We start from the raw sequence: 17625 nt of genomic DNA on the forward strand, positions 1-17625 counted from the left end.
ACGAGCGCTTCCTCGATGTCATTCGGATGATCGAGGACTACCGCCTGGACATCCGCACCGTGACCATGGGCATCTCGCTGATCGGCTGCACCCGTTCCACGATGGAAGCCACCGCCCAGGCCGTCTACGACCGCGTTGTGGAGCGCGCGCGTGACCTAGTGTCAGTGTGCGAGGGCATCGAGCGCGAGCTGGGCATCCCGATCGTGAACAAGCGCATCTCCGTCACCCCCGTCGCGCTGGTGGCGGCGGGTGCCGAGGGCAACCCGGTGGAGATTGCCCGCGCGCTGGACCGCGCGGCCGGCGAGCTCGGCGTCAACTTCGTCGGCGGCTACTCCGCGCTGGTGGAAAAGGGCGGCACCACCGCCGATAAGAAGCTCATCTACTCCATCCCGGAGGCGCTGAGCGAAACCGACAACGTCTGTGGGTCGGTCAACGTGGCGTCGTCACGCGCCGGCATCAACATGAACGCCGTGGCCAAGATGGGCGAGATTGTGAAGCGGTCCGCCGAAGCGACCGCGGACCGCTCCTCCATCGCCTGCGCCAAGCTCGTCGTCTTCGCTAACGCCGTGGGCGACAACCCGTTCATGGCAGGCGCCTTCCACGGCATCGAGGAGCCGGACACGGTGATCTCCGTCGGGGTTTCGGGCCCCGGCGTGGTGGACAACGCGATCACCCCGCTGAAGGGTGCGAGCCTGAACGAGGTCGCCGAGGAGATTAAGAAGGCCGCGTTCAAGATCACCCGAGCAGGTCAGCTCGTGGGGACGATGGCAGCCGAGCGCCTCGGCGTGCCGTTCGGCATCGTGGACCTCTCGCTCGCGCCGACGGCGGAGATGGGCGATTCTGTGGCGCACGTGCTCGAGCGCATGGGCCTGGACCAGGTGGGCACGCACGGGACTACTGCCGCGTTGGCGCTGCTCAACGATGCCGTGAAGAAGGGCGGCATGATGGCCTGCTCCCGCGTGGGAGGTTTGTCCGGCTCTTTCATCCCGGTCTCTGAGGACAAGGGCATGATCGATGCGGTTCATAGCGGCGTGATCTCCATGGACAAGCTCGAGGCGATGACCTCCATCTGCTCTGTCGGCTTCGACATGATCGCCATCCCGGGCGACACGTCTGCGGAGCTCATTGCGGGCATGATCGCCGACGAGGCCGCGATCGGCGTGATGAACCACAAGACCACCGCCTCGCGCCTGATCCCGGTGCCCGGCACCAAGCCCGGCGACGAAGTGAACTTCGGCGGCCTGCTCGGCTACGCTCCGGTCATTCCGGTAAACACGGTGGGTAACGACGAGTTCATCCACCGCGGCGGGTTCATCCCCGCTCCGGTGCACGGGTTCAGGAACTAGCGCTTCTTCCCCACCGCGAACCAAGCGACCCAGCCCAGGGTGTTGACTGCGCCGATCACCGGGGTCCACAGCCACTTCGGCCCCCGGACACGCTTGGAGTTGGTACGTGCGAGGTCGCGCAGCGCGAAAGCCTTGCCGGCGGTGTCGATGGTGGCCAGCACGCCGGCGATGGTCTTCTGGTCGGAGGAAAGTCCGTTCCAGGCGTCCCGGATGGTGTCGATGATCTCGTTGTTTCTTGCCATATTGCGAGTGTAGCGAGCTGCTTTCGGGGTCCTCGCTTCGTCCGTCGATAAGCAAGATGCTCACTATAGTGGACAAACTCTTGTGCGGTTTATGTTTCGGTTTGTACGTTCGCGGAAACGAATCTTCCGAACCGAAGGAGATTGAAAATGCAACGTCGTAAACTTCTGCACACCATTACCGAACGCGTTAATTGCGAACCCCGCGGGATCACAGTCGATTCAAACATTATGCAGTTCGAGTGGATTCTCGGTGACATTTTTGCGCACAGGTTTATGGCACCTGTATTACAGTATTTCTGTATTACTGTTGCTCTGGATAATTCGCCACCGTATGGGTAAATCAGCGCAGAGTGTGTGGTAAATTAGCGCAGCCTGACCTGGGGTTTCATTCCATGAGGGTAAATCTGCGCAGACAGCCCTGTGCAGCTGAAATGCGGTTACGTATGGCTTGCCATATGTCTAGCCATACGTAACCGCAGGTAAAAGGCATATTTTCGCGTGTCATGGCTAGTGAATAACACCGGTGTCATTTAGCCCCCATATGGCTTAAACCCATTTTATTTGGCAAAAACGTCGACAAATTTAGGGATTATAAAAGCGGGGTATGCGACAGAAAGTGTGTCTGTGCGGGTGGGGTACACGCAGGTGAAGGGGGTAAAACTGGGGCGTTTATAATCTTCGAAGCGATATAAACGCCCCCGGAACGGTCAATCCACGATCCAATGCAGAGTCTGTGGTAGGCGTGGGTGTTGTCTTAGTGGATGAAGAAAAACAGACCACGATGTCCCGTGTGCGCTGGGGCAATGAAGAAAAACGGCACAACAACCAAAGGCACAACTCGATGGCGTTGCACCTCACCGACGTGCGGGGCATCCGCGACAAAGACCCGTCCAGACCGTCAACTATCCGCAGACTTCAACACATTCATTGACTGCATCTGCGGCGGTGACGGGGGACACTGCAGTTAGTAAAGCGCAACCTATTAAAGTGAGCCCTTTTTCCATACCATTGGTGATCATCCTTTCTGGATATATTCCATAGAATTGAATCTATTCTTTTCAGGGGTTGAGGTAAGGAACATCTCTACAAAACCAGAGCCCTGGAGCATTTCGTCCCACTCGATAGATTCTTCATTTTTACTTAAATCAGGGAATCTTCCCCAAAGACGAACAACTTTTCCTTCGTGAAGTCCAGGGTTAAAGAGATCGAAGTGGTACCAGAGCTGATTTTCGGGGGAGCCGCTGTTTCTTCCCGCTTGGATGCCGACTCCTGCTAAAATTGTTCCCTCTGGAAGTATGGTGTCTTGAAACATTTGGGTGGATATATTTTTCAAAAACTTGATTTCATCAGTCGTGATAGAAATAAATTGATTGATGACTATTCTCCTAGCGGTAGAAGGCAGTGATTATTCCGACAGGTCGGCCGTCTCCGCTTGCGGGATCTACTCGCTCTGTGGCAACAACCGTCATAACTCTTCCATTGATTGGGTAAGAGCATTCTTTCTTGCCATTTCCTGCATTTAAGCCGCCTTTGCAGTCGGGGGCGTTATGTAAAACTGTGTCAATCTCTGTAGTGGCTGGAACGAAACCGCCGTGACTGTCCTTGATGTGAGAAAGCCCAAAACCAACACTGCCGGGCTCATCTCCTTGCCCTACGCGGAGTGGAAGATCCTCGCCTTTCGGGCCAATGATTGTTTGGCTAATAGTCCAGTCAATTGGCTGAGCGGCCACTGCAGTGGGGAAACACGTAACCCGATAAATGCCGCCAAAGTGGCGGATAAAAATTTCTTTACTTTCACGGGCAACACCCTTCAAATATGTTTGGAACATATGCGACGGGAGAGAATAAACCTTTGGCGCTGATGTTGGGGTCAAGTGAGACATGAATCAAAAAGGAAACCCTGTCTCATTAATTATGATGGCCTAGCTCTCCGTTTCCCGCAAGACCTTTTGTGAATATATAAATTAATTTATTCAGAATCGACACCTCAGATCCTTTTCGGGGGGGGTTGGGGCAGGCACTTACTTGGGTGTTCCACTGGAACTCGACGCCGCTCGGCGCGAACGTCACTGGCGAGCTCCTTGATGTCCACAGCGAAGAATATTTGACGTTGGATTACGCCCGGGGTGAGGTGACCCTGCAGCTCAGTGGGAAGCCGAAGATGCGCAGCGCGCTAACCCCAGACGACGTGTATCCCTTATTCGAGCTGCTCTGGGCCGAAAATGAGCCAGACCCATACGGAGAGACGCCGAAGTTTCCGAGGCGCTCGGCGGTGCGGCTCATTTGCGAACGCAGTGGAGAACTCGCCTCCGGCATTGACGTCTTCTATCCAGTGGGCGGTGAAGACGCCATAGAGAAGTTCCTTCCCCGAGTTCACTGGGGCCAGACAGTTGATTCACTCTTCTCCGACCTCTGGCACTTCGGAGAGCTGAACGCTTTGGTGAAACCGTTTCAATTCCTGAAAATCGGCAACGAGTACGCGACTACGACACCGCCACCGCGCGAGGTTGACTGCCCGATGGTCAACGTTGATGTCCCCAACGAGTCGCTCCGGCTGAGCACGGCTGACGGCGAGTTGCTGATGATTGTGGACCTCACCGCTGAGGCCGTTGAGCGTGTGTTGGCCGAGTTTAAGCGGCTAGTGGACCCTGGTCGCAACCCCGGATGCCCGTCGGTTCACATCCCGACTATGAGCCCTGGGCTGGCGCTGCGCCGTTCTAAACAATGTGATCCTCGTAACAGTGTTTCTTCTTATGTGTTCGCTGGTGGACATAGAGCCTGTTTATGTCGGGGCGGCTTGTAGGTTAATCGTAAACCCATTCGATTAGGCAACTTGAAAGGAGGGCGAAATGACCGTTGAACTGCGAAAGCACGTCGACACAATCACTCATGCCCTCCTGGCCATGAAGGACCTTTGTGCAGACCCCGATGCGGTCGAGTTCGAGGAGGTTCGGGAGGATTTCGAGCGCCTCGAGGCAATATTCAACGTGAAAGCTACTCTTGACGCTCTTTTCGCGTACGTGTGCGAGCGTGACGACGCCGGGCGCGTCGTCGGCTCAAAGCACCCTAATCAGTACCTGCAGAAGAAGCTGGGACTAGAGCCCAGGGAGGCCTACGACCGTCTCGCCCGGGGCCGGGACTATTACGGTGAGCCCGAGGTTGAAGAGGAGCAGGTCACCGACCTGTTCGATACCGAGTTTGAGGAAACGCCCGCGGATCCGGCGGCGGAGGCCGGGCGGGAGCAAGCGGCCCGCGAGGCTGCTCGAGCGGCTGCCCGCGAAGAGGCGCGGCGCAAGCAAGAAGAAGCCCGCCGTGCCGCCGAGCGCGTGAATGCCGAGAAACAGCGCGTGATCCGCCAAGAGCTAGACAAGCTTGTCGGGGATGCGAAGGGAGCGCGTGCCCGTCTGCAAGCTGACGCGCTCGCGGAGGCGCCTCGACGTTCTGTGAAGGATTTGCGCGCCACCGTGCGCCGCTGGGTCGAGCGCGAAAACCGCAAGCACGTTGAGCCCTCGAACCCGAACGCGGGCATGGAAAACCGCGGGCTACACATCGGAGCCCAGCGCGCAGACGGGACATGCCGGATAACTATCGATGCCGTGGCCTCTGATTCAGCGCTGTTCAAAGCACTGAGCGATAAGGGGTTGGTGCCCAACTCGAACCTCCCCGAGGGGGTCGAGGATTACCGCACGCCGTCGCAACGCAGGTACGACCAATTCTCCGAGATCCTCAAGCATTACGACACCTGCGAGAAGCCAACAGGCGGCGGGTGCGCGTCTGTGGTTGTGTCGGTGACGCTGGACGAGTTGACGGAGGCCGACCCAACCACGAAGTTCGCCACCAACACCGGAATCGAACTCGACGCCTTCGACCTTCAGCGTTTGGGCATGGATGGAACTTCCGACTTTGTGCTGACTGTCGACGACGCAACTTCGTTGCCGTTGAACCTCTACCGCACACGGCGATTGGCCTCGCTGGCGCAGCGGATCACATTGCTGGCGGTGCAGGGCGTGTGCGCCTGGACCGGCTGCACCGCCCCGCTCACGGAGACCGAGATCCATCACATCACATCGTGGCTGCAAGGCGGCGACACCAACATCGAGAACCTTACAGCGCTGTGCCGGACCCACCACCGCTGTAACAACGACTTCAAGGACCACAGAAACAACACCAGTCACATGGATGTGGACCCGACGACGGGTCGAGCCGGGGTGAAGGAACCCGGGTGCGCAACGTTGCAGTTCAACCATGCAGATGCGGCCGAGCATTCGGCAGTGAACAGGTTACGGAAGAGACATCGGCAGCGAGAGCGGACAACCGTGCCCGATCCAGGTTGTGGTACGGCACCACCGGAAACTCGAGTACCACCAGAACCGCCGGATCCGCCTCCCCCACGGGAGCCGGTGGAGCCCCCGTCATGGGCGAAGGGGCAAGACCCGTACCCGCCGTTCTAGATGCGCCCCGAGCAGGTCGGGAAATTTAGGCGAGCTCGACGATCTCCATGTACTCGTCGCTCCACATGTCCTCGTCGCCTTCGGGCATGATGATGACCCGCTCCGGCTCGAGCGCGCGTACCGCGCCCGGGTCGTGGGTGACCAGGACCACCGCACCGGTGTAGGTCTTCAACGCGTCGAGGACCTGCTCACGGGATTGGGGGTCGAGGTTGTTGGTGGGCTCGTCGAGAAGCAGCACGTTCGCGCGCGAGGACACGAGGGTCGCCAGCGCCAGGCGGGTCTTCTCGCCGCCCGAAAGCGTGCCGGCGGGCTGCTCCAGCTTGTCGCCCGAGAACATGAAGGCGCCGAGCAGGCCTCGCAGGTCCTGTTGGCCGGCATCGGGGCAGGCTTCGATGGTGTTCTCCCAGACGCTCTTGTCGCCGTCGATGGTGTCGTGCTCCTGGGCGAAGTAGCCGATCTTCAGCCCGTGGCCCGAAACCACGCCGCCCTCCCCGTCGGTGCGCTCCACCCCGGCGAGCAGCTTGAGCAGGGTGGTCTTGCCGGCGCCGTTGGTGCCCAGCACGACCACGCGCGAGCCCTTGTCCACCGCCAAGTCGACGCCCGCGAAGACCTCGAGGGAGCCATACATCTTGGTCAGGCCCTTGCCAAACAGCGGGGTCTTGCCGCACGGCGCCGGCTCCGGGAAGGAAATGGAGGCGACCTTGTCGGCCACCCGGACCTCGTCGAGCTCCCCCATCATGCGCTCCGCGCGCGCCAGCATCTGCTTTGCCGCAGCCGCCTTGGTCGCCTTCGCGCCCAGCTTCGCAGCCTGCTTCTGCAAAGCAGAGGCCTTCTTCTCGGCGTTGGCGCGCTCGCGGCGGCGCCGGGCCTCATCCAGGGCGCGGGCATCCTTGTACTTGGAAAAGCCCATGTTGTAGACGTCGGCTTCGGCGCGCACCGCGTCGAGGAACCAGACCTTGTTGCAGACGTCGTCGAGAAGCTCCACGTCGTGGGAGATCATGATCAGCCCTCCCTCGTGCTTGGACAGGAAGCCGCGCAGCCAGTTGATGGAATCGGCGTCGAGGTGGTTGGTGGGCTCGTCGAGAAGCAGGGTCGTCTGGGACTTGCCCGAGCCCTGGCGCGAGGCGAACAGGATCTGGGCGAGCTCCACGCGGCGTCGCTGGCCGCCCGACAGGGTCTTCAGCTGCTGGTCCAGGATGCGCTCCGGCAGCCCAAGGTTGTCGCAGATCTGGGCCGCCTCCGCGTTGGCCTCGTAGCCGCCGAGCGCCTGGTAGCGCTCCTCAAGGCGGGAAAATTTCGCGATGGCCTTGTCGCGCTCCTCCCCGTCCGTCTCCTCCATCAGTCTCTGCTGCTTGGCCATCGAGCGCTGGATCTGGTCCAGGCCGCGGGCCGAGAGCACACGGTCGCGGGCGGTTTGCTCGATGTCGCCTTCTTTCGAGTCCTGCGGCAGGTAGCCGATCTCACCGGAGCGGGTTACCGAGCCGCCATACGGTTCGGTCTCCCCCGCCAGGATGCGCATCGTCGTCGTCTTACCGGCGCCGTTGCGGCCGACCAAGCCGACGCGGTCGCCGGGTTGGACGCGAAGGTGCTGGCCGGGGGCGTCGAGAAGCGTGCGCGCTCCTACGCGGACCTCGAGATCATTGGTGACAATCACGGGGAAACTGTATCAACAGCCCCCAAATCGAGATCTACTTCTTCGACGCGGAGCGCACGACCCACCAAATGAGCGCTAACGGGAGCAGGAGCAGTCCGCCAGTGCCGAGTATGATCAGGACCTCGCTGAGAGCCAAGTTCATAACAACCTCCTAGAAAAGTGAAATCCCCCTCAGGCTAACAGCCTGTGGGGGGGCGTCAATGGGGCCTACACCGCGAACCCGAGGGCGCGAAGCTGCTCGCGGCCCTCCTCCGTGATGAACTGCGGGCCCCACGGCGGCATCCAGACCCAGTTGATCTCCAAGTCGTCCACGGCCGTGTTGGTCACCACCGCCAGGGAGGCCTGCTCCTCAATCACGTCGGTGAGCGGGCACGCCGGCGACGTCAACGTCATGTTGACCACCGCGACGGTCTTGCCCTCGCGCTCCTCGATCCACAGGTCGTAGACGAGGCCGAGGTCGACCACGTTGATGCCCAACTCCGGGTCGATGACGTCGTGCAGGTACTCCTCCACCTCGCCAACGAGCTTGATCTGCTCCTCAGTCTGCTGGGGGCGCTCGGCCTGCTTATCCGGTTCAGTCATAGCTACTCCTTGTCTCCCAGCGCGTCCGACGTCGCCGCCTGGAACGCCTTCCACCCCAGCAACGCGCACTTCACGCGCGCCGGGAACTTGGCCACACCGGCAAACGCGACACCGTCGCCGATCTTTTCCGCATCGCCCTCGAGGGTGCCGCGGGACGTGATCATTTCGTCGAAGGCGGCAAGCTTGTCCATCGCCTCATCCACCGGCAACCCGATGACCTCTTCGGCCATCACCGAGGTCGAGGCCTGCGAGATGGAGCACCCCTCCGCGTCGTAGGAGACGTCCTCCACCGTCTTGCCGTCCTCCGACAGGTGCACGCGCAGCGTCAGCTCGTCGCCGCACGACGGGTTGACGTGGTGCACCTCCGCCTCGTACGGCTCACGCAGCCCCGCGTGCTGCGGGTTCTTGTAGTGGTCCAGGATCACTTCCTGGTACATCGATTCCAGGTTCATCGCGCGAAAAACTCCTTCGCCTTCGATATCGACGCCACCAAGGTATCAACCTCTTCCAGCGTGTTGTACAGGTAGAAGCTCGCCCGCGACGTCGACTGCAAGTTCAGGCCCCGGTGCGCCGGCCACGCGCAATGGTGACCCGTGCGGATGGCGACGCCCTCGGAGTCGAGGACCTGGCCGAGGTCGTGCGGGTGCACGCCCTCCACCGTGAACGCGATCGCTCCGCCGCGGTTGTCGGAGGTGAGCGGGCCGGCGATCCGGAGGCCGTCGATACGCTGCATCTGCTCCAGCGCGTAGGAGGTCAGCTCGCGCTCGTGCGCCTGGATCTCCTCCATGCCGATCTCGGTGAGGAAGCGCACCGCCTCACCGAGTCCGACCACCTGGGAGGTCATCTGCGTGCCCGCCTCGAAACGCTGCGGTGCTGCGGCGAAGGTGGTCTCCTCCATGCGCACGACCTCGATCATCGAGCCGCCGGTCAAAAACGGCGGAAGCTCGTTGAGGTGCTTCGAGTACACCGCGCCGACGCCGCTCGGACCGCACATCTTGTGGCCGGAAAAGGCCGCGAAATCCACGTCGAGCGCGTGGAAGTCCACCGGCATGTGCGGCACTGACTGGCAGGCGTCGAGCACCGTGAGCGCACCGACTGCCTTGGCGCGGCGCACCATTTCGGCCACGTCCGCGTGCGCGCCGGTGACGTTGGACTGGTGGGTAAAGGCGACCACCTTGACGGTGTCGTCGAGCTCGAGCGAATCGAGGTCGATGCGCCCGTCCGGGGTCATCTTGTACCACTTCAACGTCGCTCCGGTGCGGCGTGCGAGCTCCTGCCACGGCACGAGGTTCGCGTGGTGCTCGAGCTCCGTGATCACAATGGTGTCGCCCTCGCTCACCGCAAACGAGCCTGCTCGGGAATCACCCAGCACGTACGCGACCAAGTTCAGCGCCTCGGTAGCATTTTTGGTGAACGCGATCTCGTCATTATCGGCACCCACGAACGCAGCGATGGCCTCGCGGGCGGACTCGTAGGCGTCGGTCGCCTCCTCCGCGAGCTCGTACGAGCCGCGGTGCACAGGCGCGTTGCAGCCGAGCACGAAGTCGCGCTCAGCGTCCCACACCCGCTGCGGGCGCTGCGACGTCGCCCCCGAATCCAGGTACACCAACGGCTTGCCCCCGCGAACCGTGCGCGACAGGATCGGGAACTCCTTGCGGATGGCAGTTACGTCGAGTGCCATTAGATGAACTTCTCGTAGCCCTCGGCCTCGAGCTGGTCGGCGAGGGATGCGTCGCCGGTCTGCACGATCTTGCCGTCGGCGAAGACGTGGATGAACTCGGGCTTGACGTAGTTCAAGATGCGCTTGTAGTGCGTAATCATGAGCACGCCGCCGCCGGTCTCCTCCTGGTAGCGGTTGATGCCCTCGGAGACGATGCGCAGCGCGTCGACGTCCAGGCCGGAGTCGGTCTCGTCCATGACCGCGAACTTCGGCTTCATCAGCGCCAGCTGCATGACCTCGTGGCGCTTCTTCTCGCCGCCGGAGAAGCCCTCGTTGACGGAGCGCTCGGAGAAGGAGGCGTCCATCTGCAGCGCCTCGCGGGCGGAGTTGAGCTCGCCGACCCACTCGCGCAGCTTCGGCGCCTCGCCGCGCACGGCGGTCACAGCCGAGCGCATGAAGTTCGACGAGGACACGCCCGGAACCTCCACCGGGTACTGCATGGCCAAGAACAGGCCTGCGCGGGCGCGCTCGTCGATCTCCATGTCGAGGATGTTCTCGCCGTCGAGCAGCACCTCGCCGTCGGTCACCTCGTACTTCGGGTGGCCGGCCAGCGTGTAGGCCAGCGTGGACTTGCCGGAGCCGTTCGGGCCCATGATGGCGTGGGTTTCGCCGCCCTTGATAGTGAGGTTGACGCCCTTGAGAATGGGCTTGGCCTCCTGGCCCTCCTCCGAGGGAAGGACGTTGGCGTGCAGGTTCTTGATTTCCAGGGTGGACATATATTGCTCCTTTTAGTTTGCGTTGCGCTCGAGCTCGCCGGCGACGCGGGCGATGAGCTCGTCGCGGACCGACTCGACGGGGATCTGGTTGAGGACCTCGTTGAAGAAGCCGCGGATGATCAGGCGGGTGGCGTCCTCCTCGCGGATGCCGCGGGAGCGCAGGTAGAACAGCTGGTCGTCGTCGAAGCGGCCGACGGTTGCAGCGTGGCCCGCGCCGGTGATCTCGCCGGTTTCGATCTCCAGGTTCGGGATGGCGTCGGCGCGCGCGCCGTCGGTGAGCACCAAGTTGCGGTTCGTCTCGTAGGTGTCGGTGCCCTTGGCGTCCGAGCGGATGAGCACGTCGCCGACCCAGCAGGTGCGCGCCTCGGGCAGCTTGGAGGCCTTGTCGCCCTGCAGCGCGCCCTTGTACAGCACGTTGGAGCGGCAGTTCGGCACCGCGTGGTCCACCAGCAGGCGGTTCTCGATGTACTGGCCTGCATCGGCGAAGTACACGCCGGTCAGCTCGGCATCCCCGCCCGGCGCCTCGAAGGCTAGGCGCGGGGTGATGCGCACGACCTCGCCGCCGAAGGTTGCCACGTGGTGGCGCAGGGTTGCATCACGCTTGACGACGATCGACTGTTGGCCGACGTGCACAGCGTCGAGCTCCCAATCGGCGTCCACCACCGCGTCGACGCGGGAGCCTTCACCGATGACCCAGTTGACGTTGTCGGCATGCGTGCCGGAGCCGGCGTAGCGCACCACGACCGTGGCCGAGGAGTTCGCGCCGGTTTCCACCACGACGGTGCCGAAGGTGGTCACGTCCGCGCCCGCGCCGGTGACAGTCACGGTGATCGCCTCGCTCAGTTCGGCGTTGGCCGGCACCGAAATCAGGGTGGCGTTTTCGGAAGAGGTCCACGCCTGTGCGGCGATGCGGTCGACTGGGGCGCCGGCGGCGGTCACGCGGTCGTCGTCAAGCGCAACCTGCTCAACTGTGACCTCAGACGGGCCTTCGACTGCGATCTGCGCGGGTGCCTGCGGCGCGAACTGGCCGTTGTGCAGACCGCGCAGGCGGCGCAGGGAGACGAAGCGCCAGACCTCGTCGCGGCCGCCCGGGACCTCGAAGTCCTCCACGTTGAAGGAGGAAAACAGATCGCCCTTGTTGTTGTGCGTGGTGGCGTTGCGCACCACGTTTGCAACGGTTTGCTGGTCGGACATTTAGCCCACCGATCCTTCCATTTGCAGCTCAATGAGGCGGTTCAGCTCGAGGGCGTACTCCATCGGCAGCTCCTTGGCAATCGGCTCGACGAAGCCGCGCACGATCATCGCCATGGCGTCTTCCTCCGCGATGCCGCGGGACATCAGGTAGAACAGCTGGTCCTCGGAGACCTTGGACACCTTCGCCTCGTGGCCGAGAGTGACGCGGTCGTTGCGGATGTCGTTGTACGGATATGTGTCCGAGCGCGAGATGTCGTCCACCAGCAGCGCGTCGCACTCCACGTTGGACACGGAGTTGTGCGCGTTGGCGTTGACCTGCACCAGGCCACGGTAGGCGGCGCGCCCGCCGCCGCGAGCCACGGACTTAGACACGATGGACGAGGAGGTGTGCGGCGCCATGTGCGTCATCTTCGCGCCGGTGTCCTGGAACTGGCCCTCGCCGGCGAACGCCACGGACAGGACCTCGCCGCGCGCGTGCGGGCCCGTCATCCACACAGCCGGGTACTTCATGGTCACCTTGGAGCCGATGTTGCCATCGACCCACTCCATGGTCGCGCCCTCTTCCGCCTTCGCGCGCTTGGTAACCAGGTTGTAGACGTTGTTCGACCAGTTCTGGATGGTGGTGTAGCGGCAACGGCCGCCCTTTTTCACGATGATCTCCACCACCGCGGAGTGCAGGGAATCCGACTTGTAAATCGGGGCGGTGCAGCCCTCGACGTAGTGCACGTACGCATCCTCGTCGACGATGATGAGGGTGCGCTCGAACTGACCCATGTTCTCAGTGTTGATGCGGAAGTACGCCTGCAGCGGGATGTCCACGTGGACCCCCGGCGGAACGTAGATGAAGGAACCGCCGGACCACACCGAGGTGTTCAGGGCGGAGAACTTGTTGTCGCCCGCCGGGATGACGGAGCCGAAGTGCTCCTTGAACAGTTCTTCGTGCTCGCGCAGGGCGGTGTCGGTATCGACGAAGATGACGCCCTTTTCCTCCAGGTCCTCGCGGATCTGGTGGTAGACCACCTCGGACTCGTACTGGGCGGCCACGCCCGCAACCAGGCGCTGCTTCTCGGCCTCGGGGATGCCCAGCTTGTCGTAGGTGTTCTTGATGTCCTCCGGCAGATCGTCCCAGGAGGCGGCCTGCTGCTCGGTGGAGCGGACGTAGTACTTGATGTTGTCGAAGTCGATGTCAGACAGATCCGCGCCCCAGGTGGGCAGCGGCTTCTTGTCAAAGATCTCCAGGGCCTTCAGACGCTGGTTGAGCATCCACTCCGGCTCGCCCTTGACCGCGGAGATGTCGCGGACGACATCTTCGTTCAGGCCACGGCGCGCGGAGGCGCCCGCGACGTCCGAATCGTGCCAACCATAGTTGTAGGCGCCGATCGACTCGATGATCTCGTCGTCGTTCATCGGCTTTTCAAGGCCTGGTGTGGGCTTCACTTCAGTCATTGTCAGCCGCTCCTTTCATTGATGTTCCCGCCGTAGGCGCTGCGGCTCGCGCTTCGGTCAGGGGGATGTTTGTCGTGCAGAGTCCGTCGCCGTCAGCGATGAGGGCGAGCGGCTGCACATGCGTATCGACGATACGTGCCACCGCCTCCCGTTCCGCCTCGCAGAACTCCGGGTGCGCGGCGGCAACCGCGGACACCGGGCAGTGGTGCTGGCAGATCTGGATGCCTGCGTCGGTGCGGTGGACGCTCGGGGCGTAGCCGTGCGCTTCTAACGCGGCCGCGACGCGCCGCGCCGTTTCCTCCGCGTCGGCCCCCGGCTCCACTTCGCCGAGGATCTTTTCCACCCGAGCGCGGGCGAAGTCGCGAACGGCGTCATCGCCCCCGATCCGTTGGATCAGCTCCACGGCGTCCAGCGCGAGACCGTCGTAGTTCGAGCCGAAGCGCTCGCGCCCGGCGGCGGTGAGCTGGAAGTGTTGCGCGGGCCGGCCGCGCCCCTGTTCCTCGCCCGCGACGGCGCGTGCCGCGCAGGCCTCCGCCAGCCCTTCTTCGACGAGCTTGAATACGTGCCTGCGCACGCCCGCCGCCGAGAGCTCGAGTGCTTCCGCGATATCGTTGGCCGTTACCGGGCCCCGCTTGAGCAGGACCGACATCACCTGCGAGCGCGTGTCGCCGCCAGCGCGGGACGCGTCCGCAGAAGCGGGGTTGTGGGAATCCACGATGGCACCACCTTTCGCTCGATGTGGTCTGGGTCGCTGCCTTTTCACAACACTAGTGTGTTCTAAATATTCCCGCTGCACCGGGTGTCGCTGGTGTGTCGCCGTACGGGGTGCGCGCGGCCGCGCACCCTAAACTGTTCAGCCGTGAGCTCTCAACACCTTCCGGGCCAAGACGGCCGCGCCCCGCGGCGGCGCCGCGCAGGCGTGGCCAGCGAGCTGCCCCGGATGGGCCAGCCGGGGTCGCGCTCGACTCTGCTGCACGACCCCGCGGCGGCGCCCGGGAGCAGCGCCGTCTCCAGTGTGGCGGTACGCGCCCGCGAGCGCGGCCGCTTCGCCGTGCTGCGCTGGCTGGGCGCCACCGGAGCCTGCCTGATTGGCTTCGCCGGTATCGGCGGCGGCGCACTGCCGGTGGTGGAAAACCCGTGGCAGCACTTTCCCCTGGGCGCGGAGATGGGCCGGATGATGCTGGCCTCGAACTCGCTGGTGCTCATCGGCGTCGGGGTGATGGTGGCGGCGTGGTTGGCTATGGCCCCGTTTGTGGGCGCGTCGCCGGGCGCGGCCCGCGGCACGCGCGTGAGCAACCCGGAGATGTTTCGCACCTTCATCGCGTGGGTGGCTCCCCTCATTGCCACGGCGCCGCTTTTTACCCAGGACATCTATTCCTATCTGGCCAACGGCACCATCGTCCGCCAGGGCCTGGACCCCTATTCCTCGGGCCCGGTGGAGCTGCTGGGTGTGGAGCACCACCTAGCCCGCTCCGTGCCGTTTATCTGGGCGCACTCCCCCAGCCCCTACGGCCCGGTCGCGCTCGGCACGGCAGCGGTGATCTCCCATGTCACCGGCGATTCCATCTTCTGGGGCGTGCTCGCTCACCGCACTGTGTCCGTGGCTGGCATCCTCGCGGCTGCCTGGGCGGTACTCGCGCTGGCCAAGCGCTGCGGCGTGACCGGACCGGCCGCGCTGTGGCTGGGCATTCTCAACCCGCTGACCGTGTTGCACATGGTCGGCGGCATCCACAACGAGGCCATCATGATGGGCCTGCTGCTGGTGGGGCTCGAGGTGGGGCTGCGCGGCATCGACCGTCTCGACGCGTCGCCGGCGTCCGGATGGGCACTGCTGGCGGCGTCCGCGGCACTGATCAGTTGCGCCGGGATGGTGAAGGTCATCGGATTTTTGGCCCTCGGCTTCACCGGCATGGCACTCGCCCACCACCTGCGCACCCGTAAGCGCAGCCCGCGCCGCGGCCCGCGCGCAATTCTTACTGCCGCCGCGCTGCAAGCACTCGTTTTGGCGGCGACCGCCGTCGCGGTCTCCATCGCCTCGGGCATCGGCCTGGGCTGGGTCACCGGCCAGGGTGGTGCCGCCCAAATCCGCAGCTGGCTGTCCATTACCACCGACATCGGCGTGGCGGCCGGTTTCCTCGGCATGAACCTGGGGCTTGGCGACCATACCGACGCGATGCTCACCGTCACCCGCTGGGCTGGCCTGAGCGTGGCGGCTGCCTTTGTCGTGCGCATGCTGTGGGCGACCTACCGCGGCACGATCCACCCCGTCGGCGGACTGGGTGTATCCACCATCGTGCTGGTCGTGCTGTTTCCGGTCGTTCACCCCTGGTACCCGCTCTGGGCGGTGCTCCCGCTCGCAGCGTGGGCCAACCGCTTCCCCTTTCGCGCCAGTGTGGCCGGGTATTCGGCGCTGGTGAGCTTTTTGGTACTGCCGCGAGGCTTGAAGCTGCAGCCGGGCGCAGTGGTCACCATCTACGGTGCGGCCCTCATGGGCTTCGCGCTTTTGGTGGGATGCGCCGCCGTCGCGCTTCGGATGCGGAGCCGCCGGAGGTCTAGACTGACCACCCATGAGTGATCACGCGCTGGTCGTCGACAACGTAGTCAAGCGTTTCGGCGAAAAAACGGCGGTGGACGGGCTCAGTTTCACGGCGCAGCGCGGCCAGCTGCTTGCGCTGCTTGGGCCCAACGGCGCCGGCAAAACAACCACAATCGAAATGTGCGAGGGCTTTAGCAAACCCACCTCGGGTTCGATCCAGGTCCTCGGCATCGACCCGGTCGCGCATCCGCAAAAAGTGCGCGACCGCATCGGCATCATGCTGCAAGGCGGCGGCTCCTACGCCAGCGTCTCCGTCAAGGAGATGCTGAAGTTGGCGGCGAGCTACAACACCACCCCCCACGACCCGCAGTGGCTGATCCAGCTGCTCGGCCTGGAGGGCGTGGCCGACACCTCCTACCGCCGCCTCTCCGGCGGCCAGCAGCAGCGCCTTTCCCTGGCACTGGCGATGATCGGCAGGCCCGAGCTGATCTTTTTGGACGAGCCCACCGCGGGCATGGACGCGCAGTCCCGGCTCGCTGTCTGGGACATCATCTCCGCAATGAAGCGCGACGGCGTGACCATCCTGCTCACCACCCACTTGATGGACGAGGCGGAGGCCCTGGCCGACGACGTGGTCATCATCGACCACGGCAAGGTCGTTGCCCAGGGCTCACCCGCGGCGCTGACCAGCCGGGACGGCTTCCCGGTGCTGGCGGTGGAGACTGCCGAGGCGCTCGACATTGGCCCGCTTGACCGCGAGTTGTCGCCCGCCGGCCTCTCCGTGGAGGAGCTGCGGCCTCGCAGTTACCGGATTCGGGGGACGGGCTCACCGGAGGTCGTCGAGAAGCTGGCGCGCGAGGCGGCGCGGCAGAACGTGCTGATCCGCGAGCTCAGCGTGTCCCACCGCGACCTAGAGGACGTCTTTTTGGAGCTGACCGGAAAGGAACTGAGGAGCTGATGGAAAGCGCAAAGCTCACCCCCGGAATGTTCGCACCGGCACCGCAGCGCGCGTCGTTTGCGACGATGGCCGCGGCCCAAGGGCGCATCGAGGCGAAGCTCATGCTGCGCCACGGCGAGCAGCTTTTGCTCAACGTGCTCATTCCGGCAGCGATTCTTTTGGCTGCGCATTTCGCGCCGATTTTGGGCGACAACACCGACTCGCACGTGCTGGTACCCATGGTCTTCGCAGTCGCGGCCACCGGCGCCGGGTTTACCGGCCAGGCCATCGCCGTCGCCTTCGACCGCAGGTACGGCGCGCTCAAGCGCACCGGCGCCTCGGGCGTGCCCGCCTGGACAATCATCGTGGGCAAAATCCTCGGAGTGCTCGCCACCGTGGTGGTGCAGATTGCCGTGCTGGGAGCGATCGCGTTCGCCCTGGGCTGGCGTGTCTCCATCACAGGCGCCCTGTTCGGCCTGTTCACGCTCTTTTTCGGTGTGGCGGCGTTTACCGCCATGGGGCTGCTGATGGGCGGCACGCTGAGTTCGGAGATGGTGCTGGCGCTGGCGAACCTCATCTGGCTTGTGCTGATGGGCATCCTCGGCTGGGTGGGCTACGCGGGCGACATCGCCCACGCCGGGTGGTGGAACGCGGTGCCCACTGTCGCGCTGGCCGGTGCGCTCGTGCAGGCCCTGGAGCTGACCGTGAACTGGCCCGCCTGGATTGCGCTCGCCGCGTGGGGGGTGGCCGCAATGACCGCTGCTGTGCGCCTATTCCGTTTCGACGGCTAGGCGCGATACA

Annotated in this window: 17 protein-coding genes and 1 pseudogene; 7 read left to right on the forward strand and 11 right to left on the reverse strand. The window is 63.7% G+C overall.

Annotated features, from left to right (window positions below):
• Positions 1 to 26: 26 nt before the first annotated feature.
• A complete protein-coding gene (locus CFOUR_RS05960) occupies positions 27 to 1346 on the forward strand; it encodes a PFL family protein (RefSeq protein ID WP_435383892.1) in 1320 nt (439 codons plus the stop codon).
• Here the strand turns inward: CFOUR_RS05960 and CFOUR_RS05965 are convergent.
• Positions 1343 to 1588: a PLDc N-terminal domain-containing protein gene (locus tag CFOUR_RS05965; protein ID WP_085958532.1), complete on the reverse strand. Its 246-nt coding sequence runs from the start codon at positions 1586 to 1588 to the stop codon at positions 1343 to 1345. The genes CFOUR_RS05960 and CFOUR_RS05965 overlap by 4 nt on opposite strands.
• Before the next feature lie 761 nt (positions 1589 to 2349).
• Between CFOUR_RS05965 and CFOUR_RS05970 the strand changes: the two are divergent.
• Positions 2350 to 2532: pseudogene (locus CFOUR_RS05970) on the forward strand (IS1/IS1595 family N-terminal zinc-binding domain-containing protein); the annotation flags it as partial.
• Positions 2533 to 2603: 71 nt separating this feature from the next.
• Here CFOUR_RS05970 and CFOUR_RS05975 read toward each other — a convergent pair.
• Complete coding sequence (locus CFOUR_RS05975; protein WP_143339058.1) at positions 2604 to 2900, reverse strand: hypothetical protein; 297 nt, start codon at positions 2898 to 2900, stop codon at positions 2604 to 2606.
• A 73-nt stretch (positions 2901 to 2973) separates the two neighbouring features.
• Positions 2974 to 3471 carry a hypothetical protein gene (locus CFOUR_RS05980; RefSeq protein ID WP_143339059.1) on the reverse strand — a complete coding sequence of 166 codons (498 nt, stop codon included), beginning with the start codon at positions 3469 to 3471 and terminating at the stop codon, positions 2974 to 2976.
• Positions 3472 to 3617: 146 nt separating this feature from the next.
• Here CFOUR_RS05980 and CFOUR_RS05985 point away from each other — a divergent pair, with 146 nt between their 5' ends.
• Complete coding sequence (locus CFOUR_RS05985; protein WP_085958534.1) at positions 3618 to 4391, forward strand: hypothetical protein; 774 nt, start codon at positions 3618 to 3620, stop codon at positions 4389 to 4391.
• Between the two features lie 46 nt (positions 4392 to 4437).
• A complete protein-coding gene (locus CFOUR_RS05990) occupies positions 4438 to 6039 on the forward strand; it encodes an HNH endonuclease signature motif containing protein (RefSeq protein ID WP_290179046.1) in 1602 nt (533 codons plus the stop codon).
• 25 nt (positions 6040 to 6064) lie between these two features.
• Here the strand turns inward: CFOUR_RS05990 and CFOUR_RS05995 are convergent, their stop codons facing one another.
• From CFOUR_RS05995 to CFOUR_RS06030, 8 genes are all read right to left on the reverse strand, one after another.
• On the reverse strand, positions 6065 to 7693 hold the full coding sequence (locus tag CFOUR_RS05995) for an ABC-F family ATP-binding cassette domain-containing protein (RefSeq protein ID WP_085958001.1): 1629 nt from the start codon (positions 7691 to 7693) through the stop codon (positions 6065 to 6067).
• A 207-nt stretch (positions 7694 to 7900) separates the two neighbouring features.
• Positions 7901 to 8275 carry a metal-sulfur cluster assembly factor gene (locus CFOUR_RS06000; protein WP_085958002.1) on the reverse strand — a complete coding sequence of 125 codons (375 nt, stop codon included), beginning with the start codon at positions 8273 to 8275 and terminating at the stop codon, positions 7901 to 7903.
• 2 nt (positions 8276 to 8277) lie between these two features.
• Positions 8278 to 8727: a Fe-S cluster assembly sulfur transfer protein SufU gene (sufU, locus tag CFOUR_RS06005; RefSeq protein ID WP_085958003.1), complete on the reverse strand. Its 450-nt coding sequence runs from the start codon at positions 8725 to 8727 to the stop codon at positions 8278 to 8280.
• A complete protein-coding gene (locus CFOUR_RS06010) occupies positions 8724 to 9956 on the reverse strand; it encodes a cysteine desulfurase (RefSeq protein ID WP_085958004.1) in 1233 nt (410 codons plus the stop codon). The genes sufU and CFOUR_RS06010 overlap by 4 nt, the downstream gene beginning before the upstream one ends.
• Entirely contained in the window at positions 9956 to 10711 is a 756-nt protein-coding gene (sufC, locus tag CFOUR_RS06015; RefSeq protein ID WP_085958005.1) for a Fe-S cluster assembly ATPase SufC, read from the reverse strand. The genes CFOUR_RS06010 and sufC overlap by 1 nt, the downstream gene beginning before the upstream one ends.
• Positions 10712 to 10723: 12 nt before the next feature.
• Positions 10724 to 11905: a Fe-S cluster assembly protein SufD gene (gene sufD, locus CFOUR_RS06020; protein WP_085958006.1), complete on the reverse strand. Its 1182-nt coding sequence runs from the start codon at positions 11903 to 11905 to the stop codon at positions 10724 to 10726.
• Positions 11906 to 13351: a Fe-S cluster assembly protein SufB gene (gene sufB, locus CFOUR_RS06025; RefSeq protein ID WP_085958007.1), complete on the reverse strand. Its 1446-nt coding sequence runs from the start codon at positions 13349 to 13351 to the stop codon at positions 11906 to 11908. It lies immediately after the preceding gene.
• Positions 13344 to 14000 carry a helix-turn-helix transcriptional regulator gene (locus CFOUR_RS06030; RefSeq protein ID WP_085958486.1) on the reverse strand — a complete coding sequence of 219 codons (657 nt, stop codon included), beginning with the start codon at positions 13998 to 14000 and terminating at the stop codon, positions 13344 to 13346. Before CFOUR_RS06030 ends, sufB begins: the two co-directional genes overlap by 8 nt.
• A 291-nt stretch (positions 14001 to 14291) precedes the next feature.
• On the opposite strand from CFOUR_RS06030, the gene mptB reads away from it, so the two are divergent.
• From mptB to CFOUR_RS06045, 3 genes are read left to right on the forward strand one after another with little or no spacing between them, the layout of a single operon-like run.
• Complete coding sequence (gene mptB / locus CFOUR_RS06035; RefSeq protein WP_179154883.1) at positions 14292 to 15926, forward strand: polyprenol phosphomannose-dependent alpha 1,6 mannosyltransferase MptB; 1635 nt, start codon at positions 14292 to 14294, stop codon at positions 15924 to 15926.
• Positions 15919 to 16845 carry an ABC transporter ATP-binding protein gene (locus CFOUR_RS06040; RefSeq protein ID WP_085958009.1) on the forward strand — a complete coding sequence of 309 codons (927 nt, stop codon included), beginning with the start codon at positions 15919 to 15921 and terminating at the stop codon, positions 16843 to 16845. Before mptB ends, CFOUR_RS06040 begins: the two co-directional genes overlap by 8 nt.
• Positions 16845 to 17615 (forward strand): ABC transporter permease, encoded by a 771-nt coding sequence (locus tag CFOUR_RS06045; RefSeq protein WP_085958010.1) that lies wholly within the window; start codon positions 16845 to 16847, stop codon positions 17613 to 17615. Before CFOUR_RS06040 ends, CFOUR_RS06045 begins: the two co-directional genes overlap by 1 nt.
• Positions 17616 to 17625 lie beyond the last annotated feature (10 nt).

The organism is Corynebacterium fournieri (assembly GCF_030408775.1).
Lineage (GTDB): Bacteria > Actinomycetota > Actinomycetes > Mycobacteriales > Mycobacteriaceae > Corynebacterium > Corynebacterium fournieri.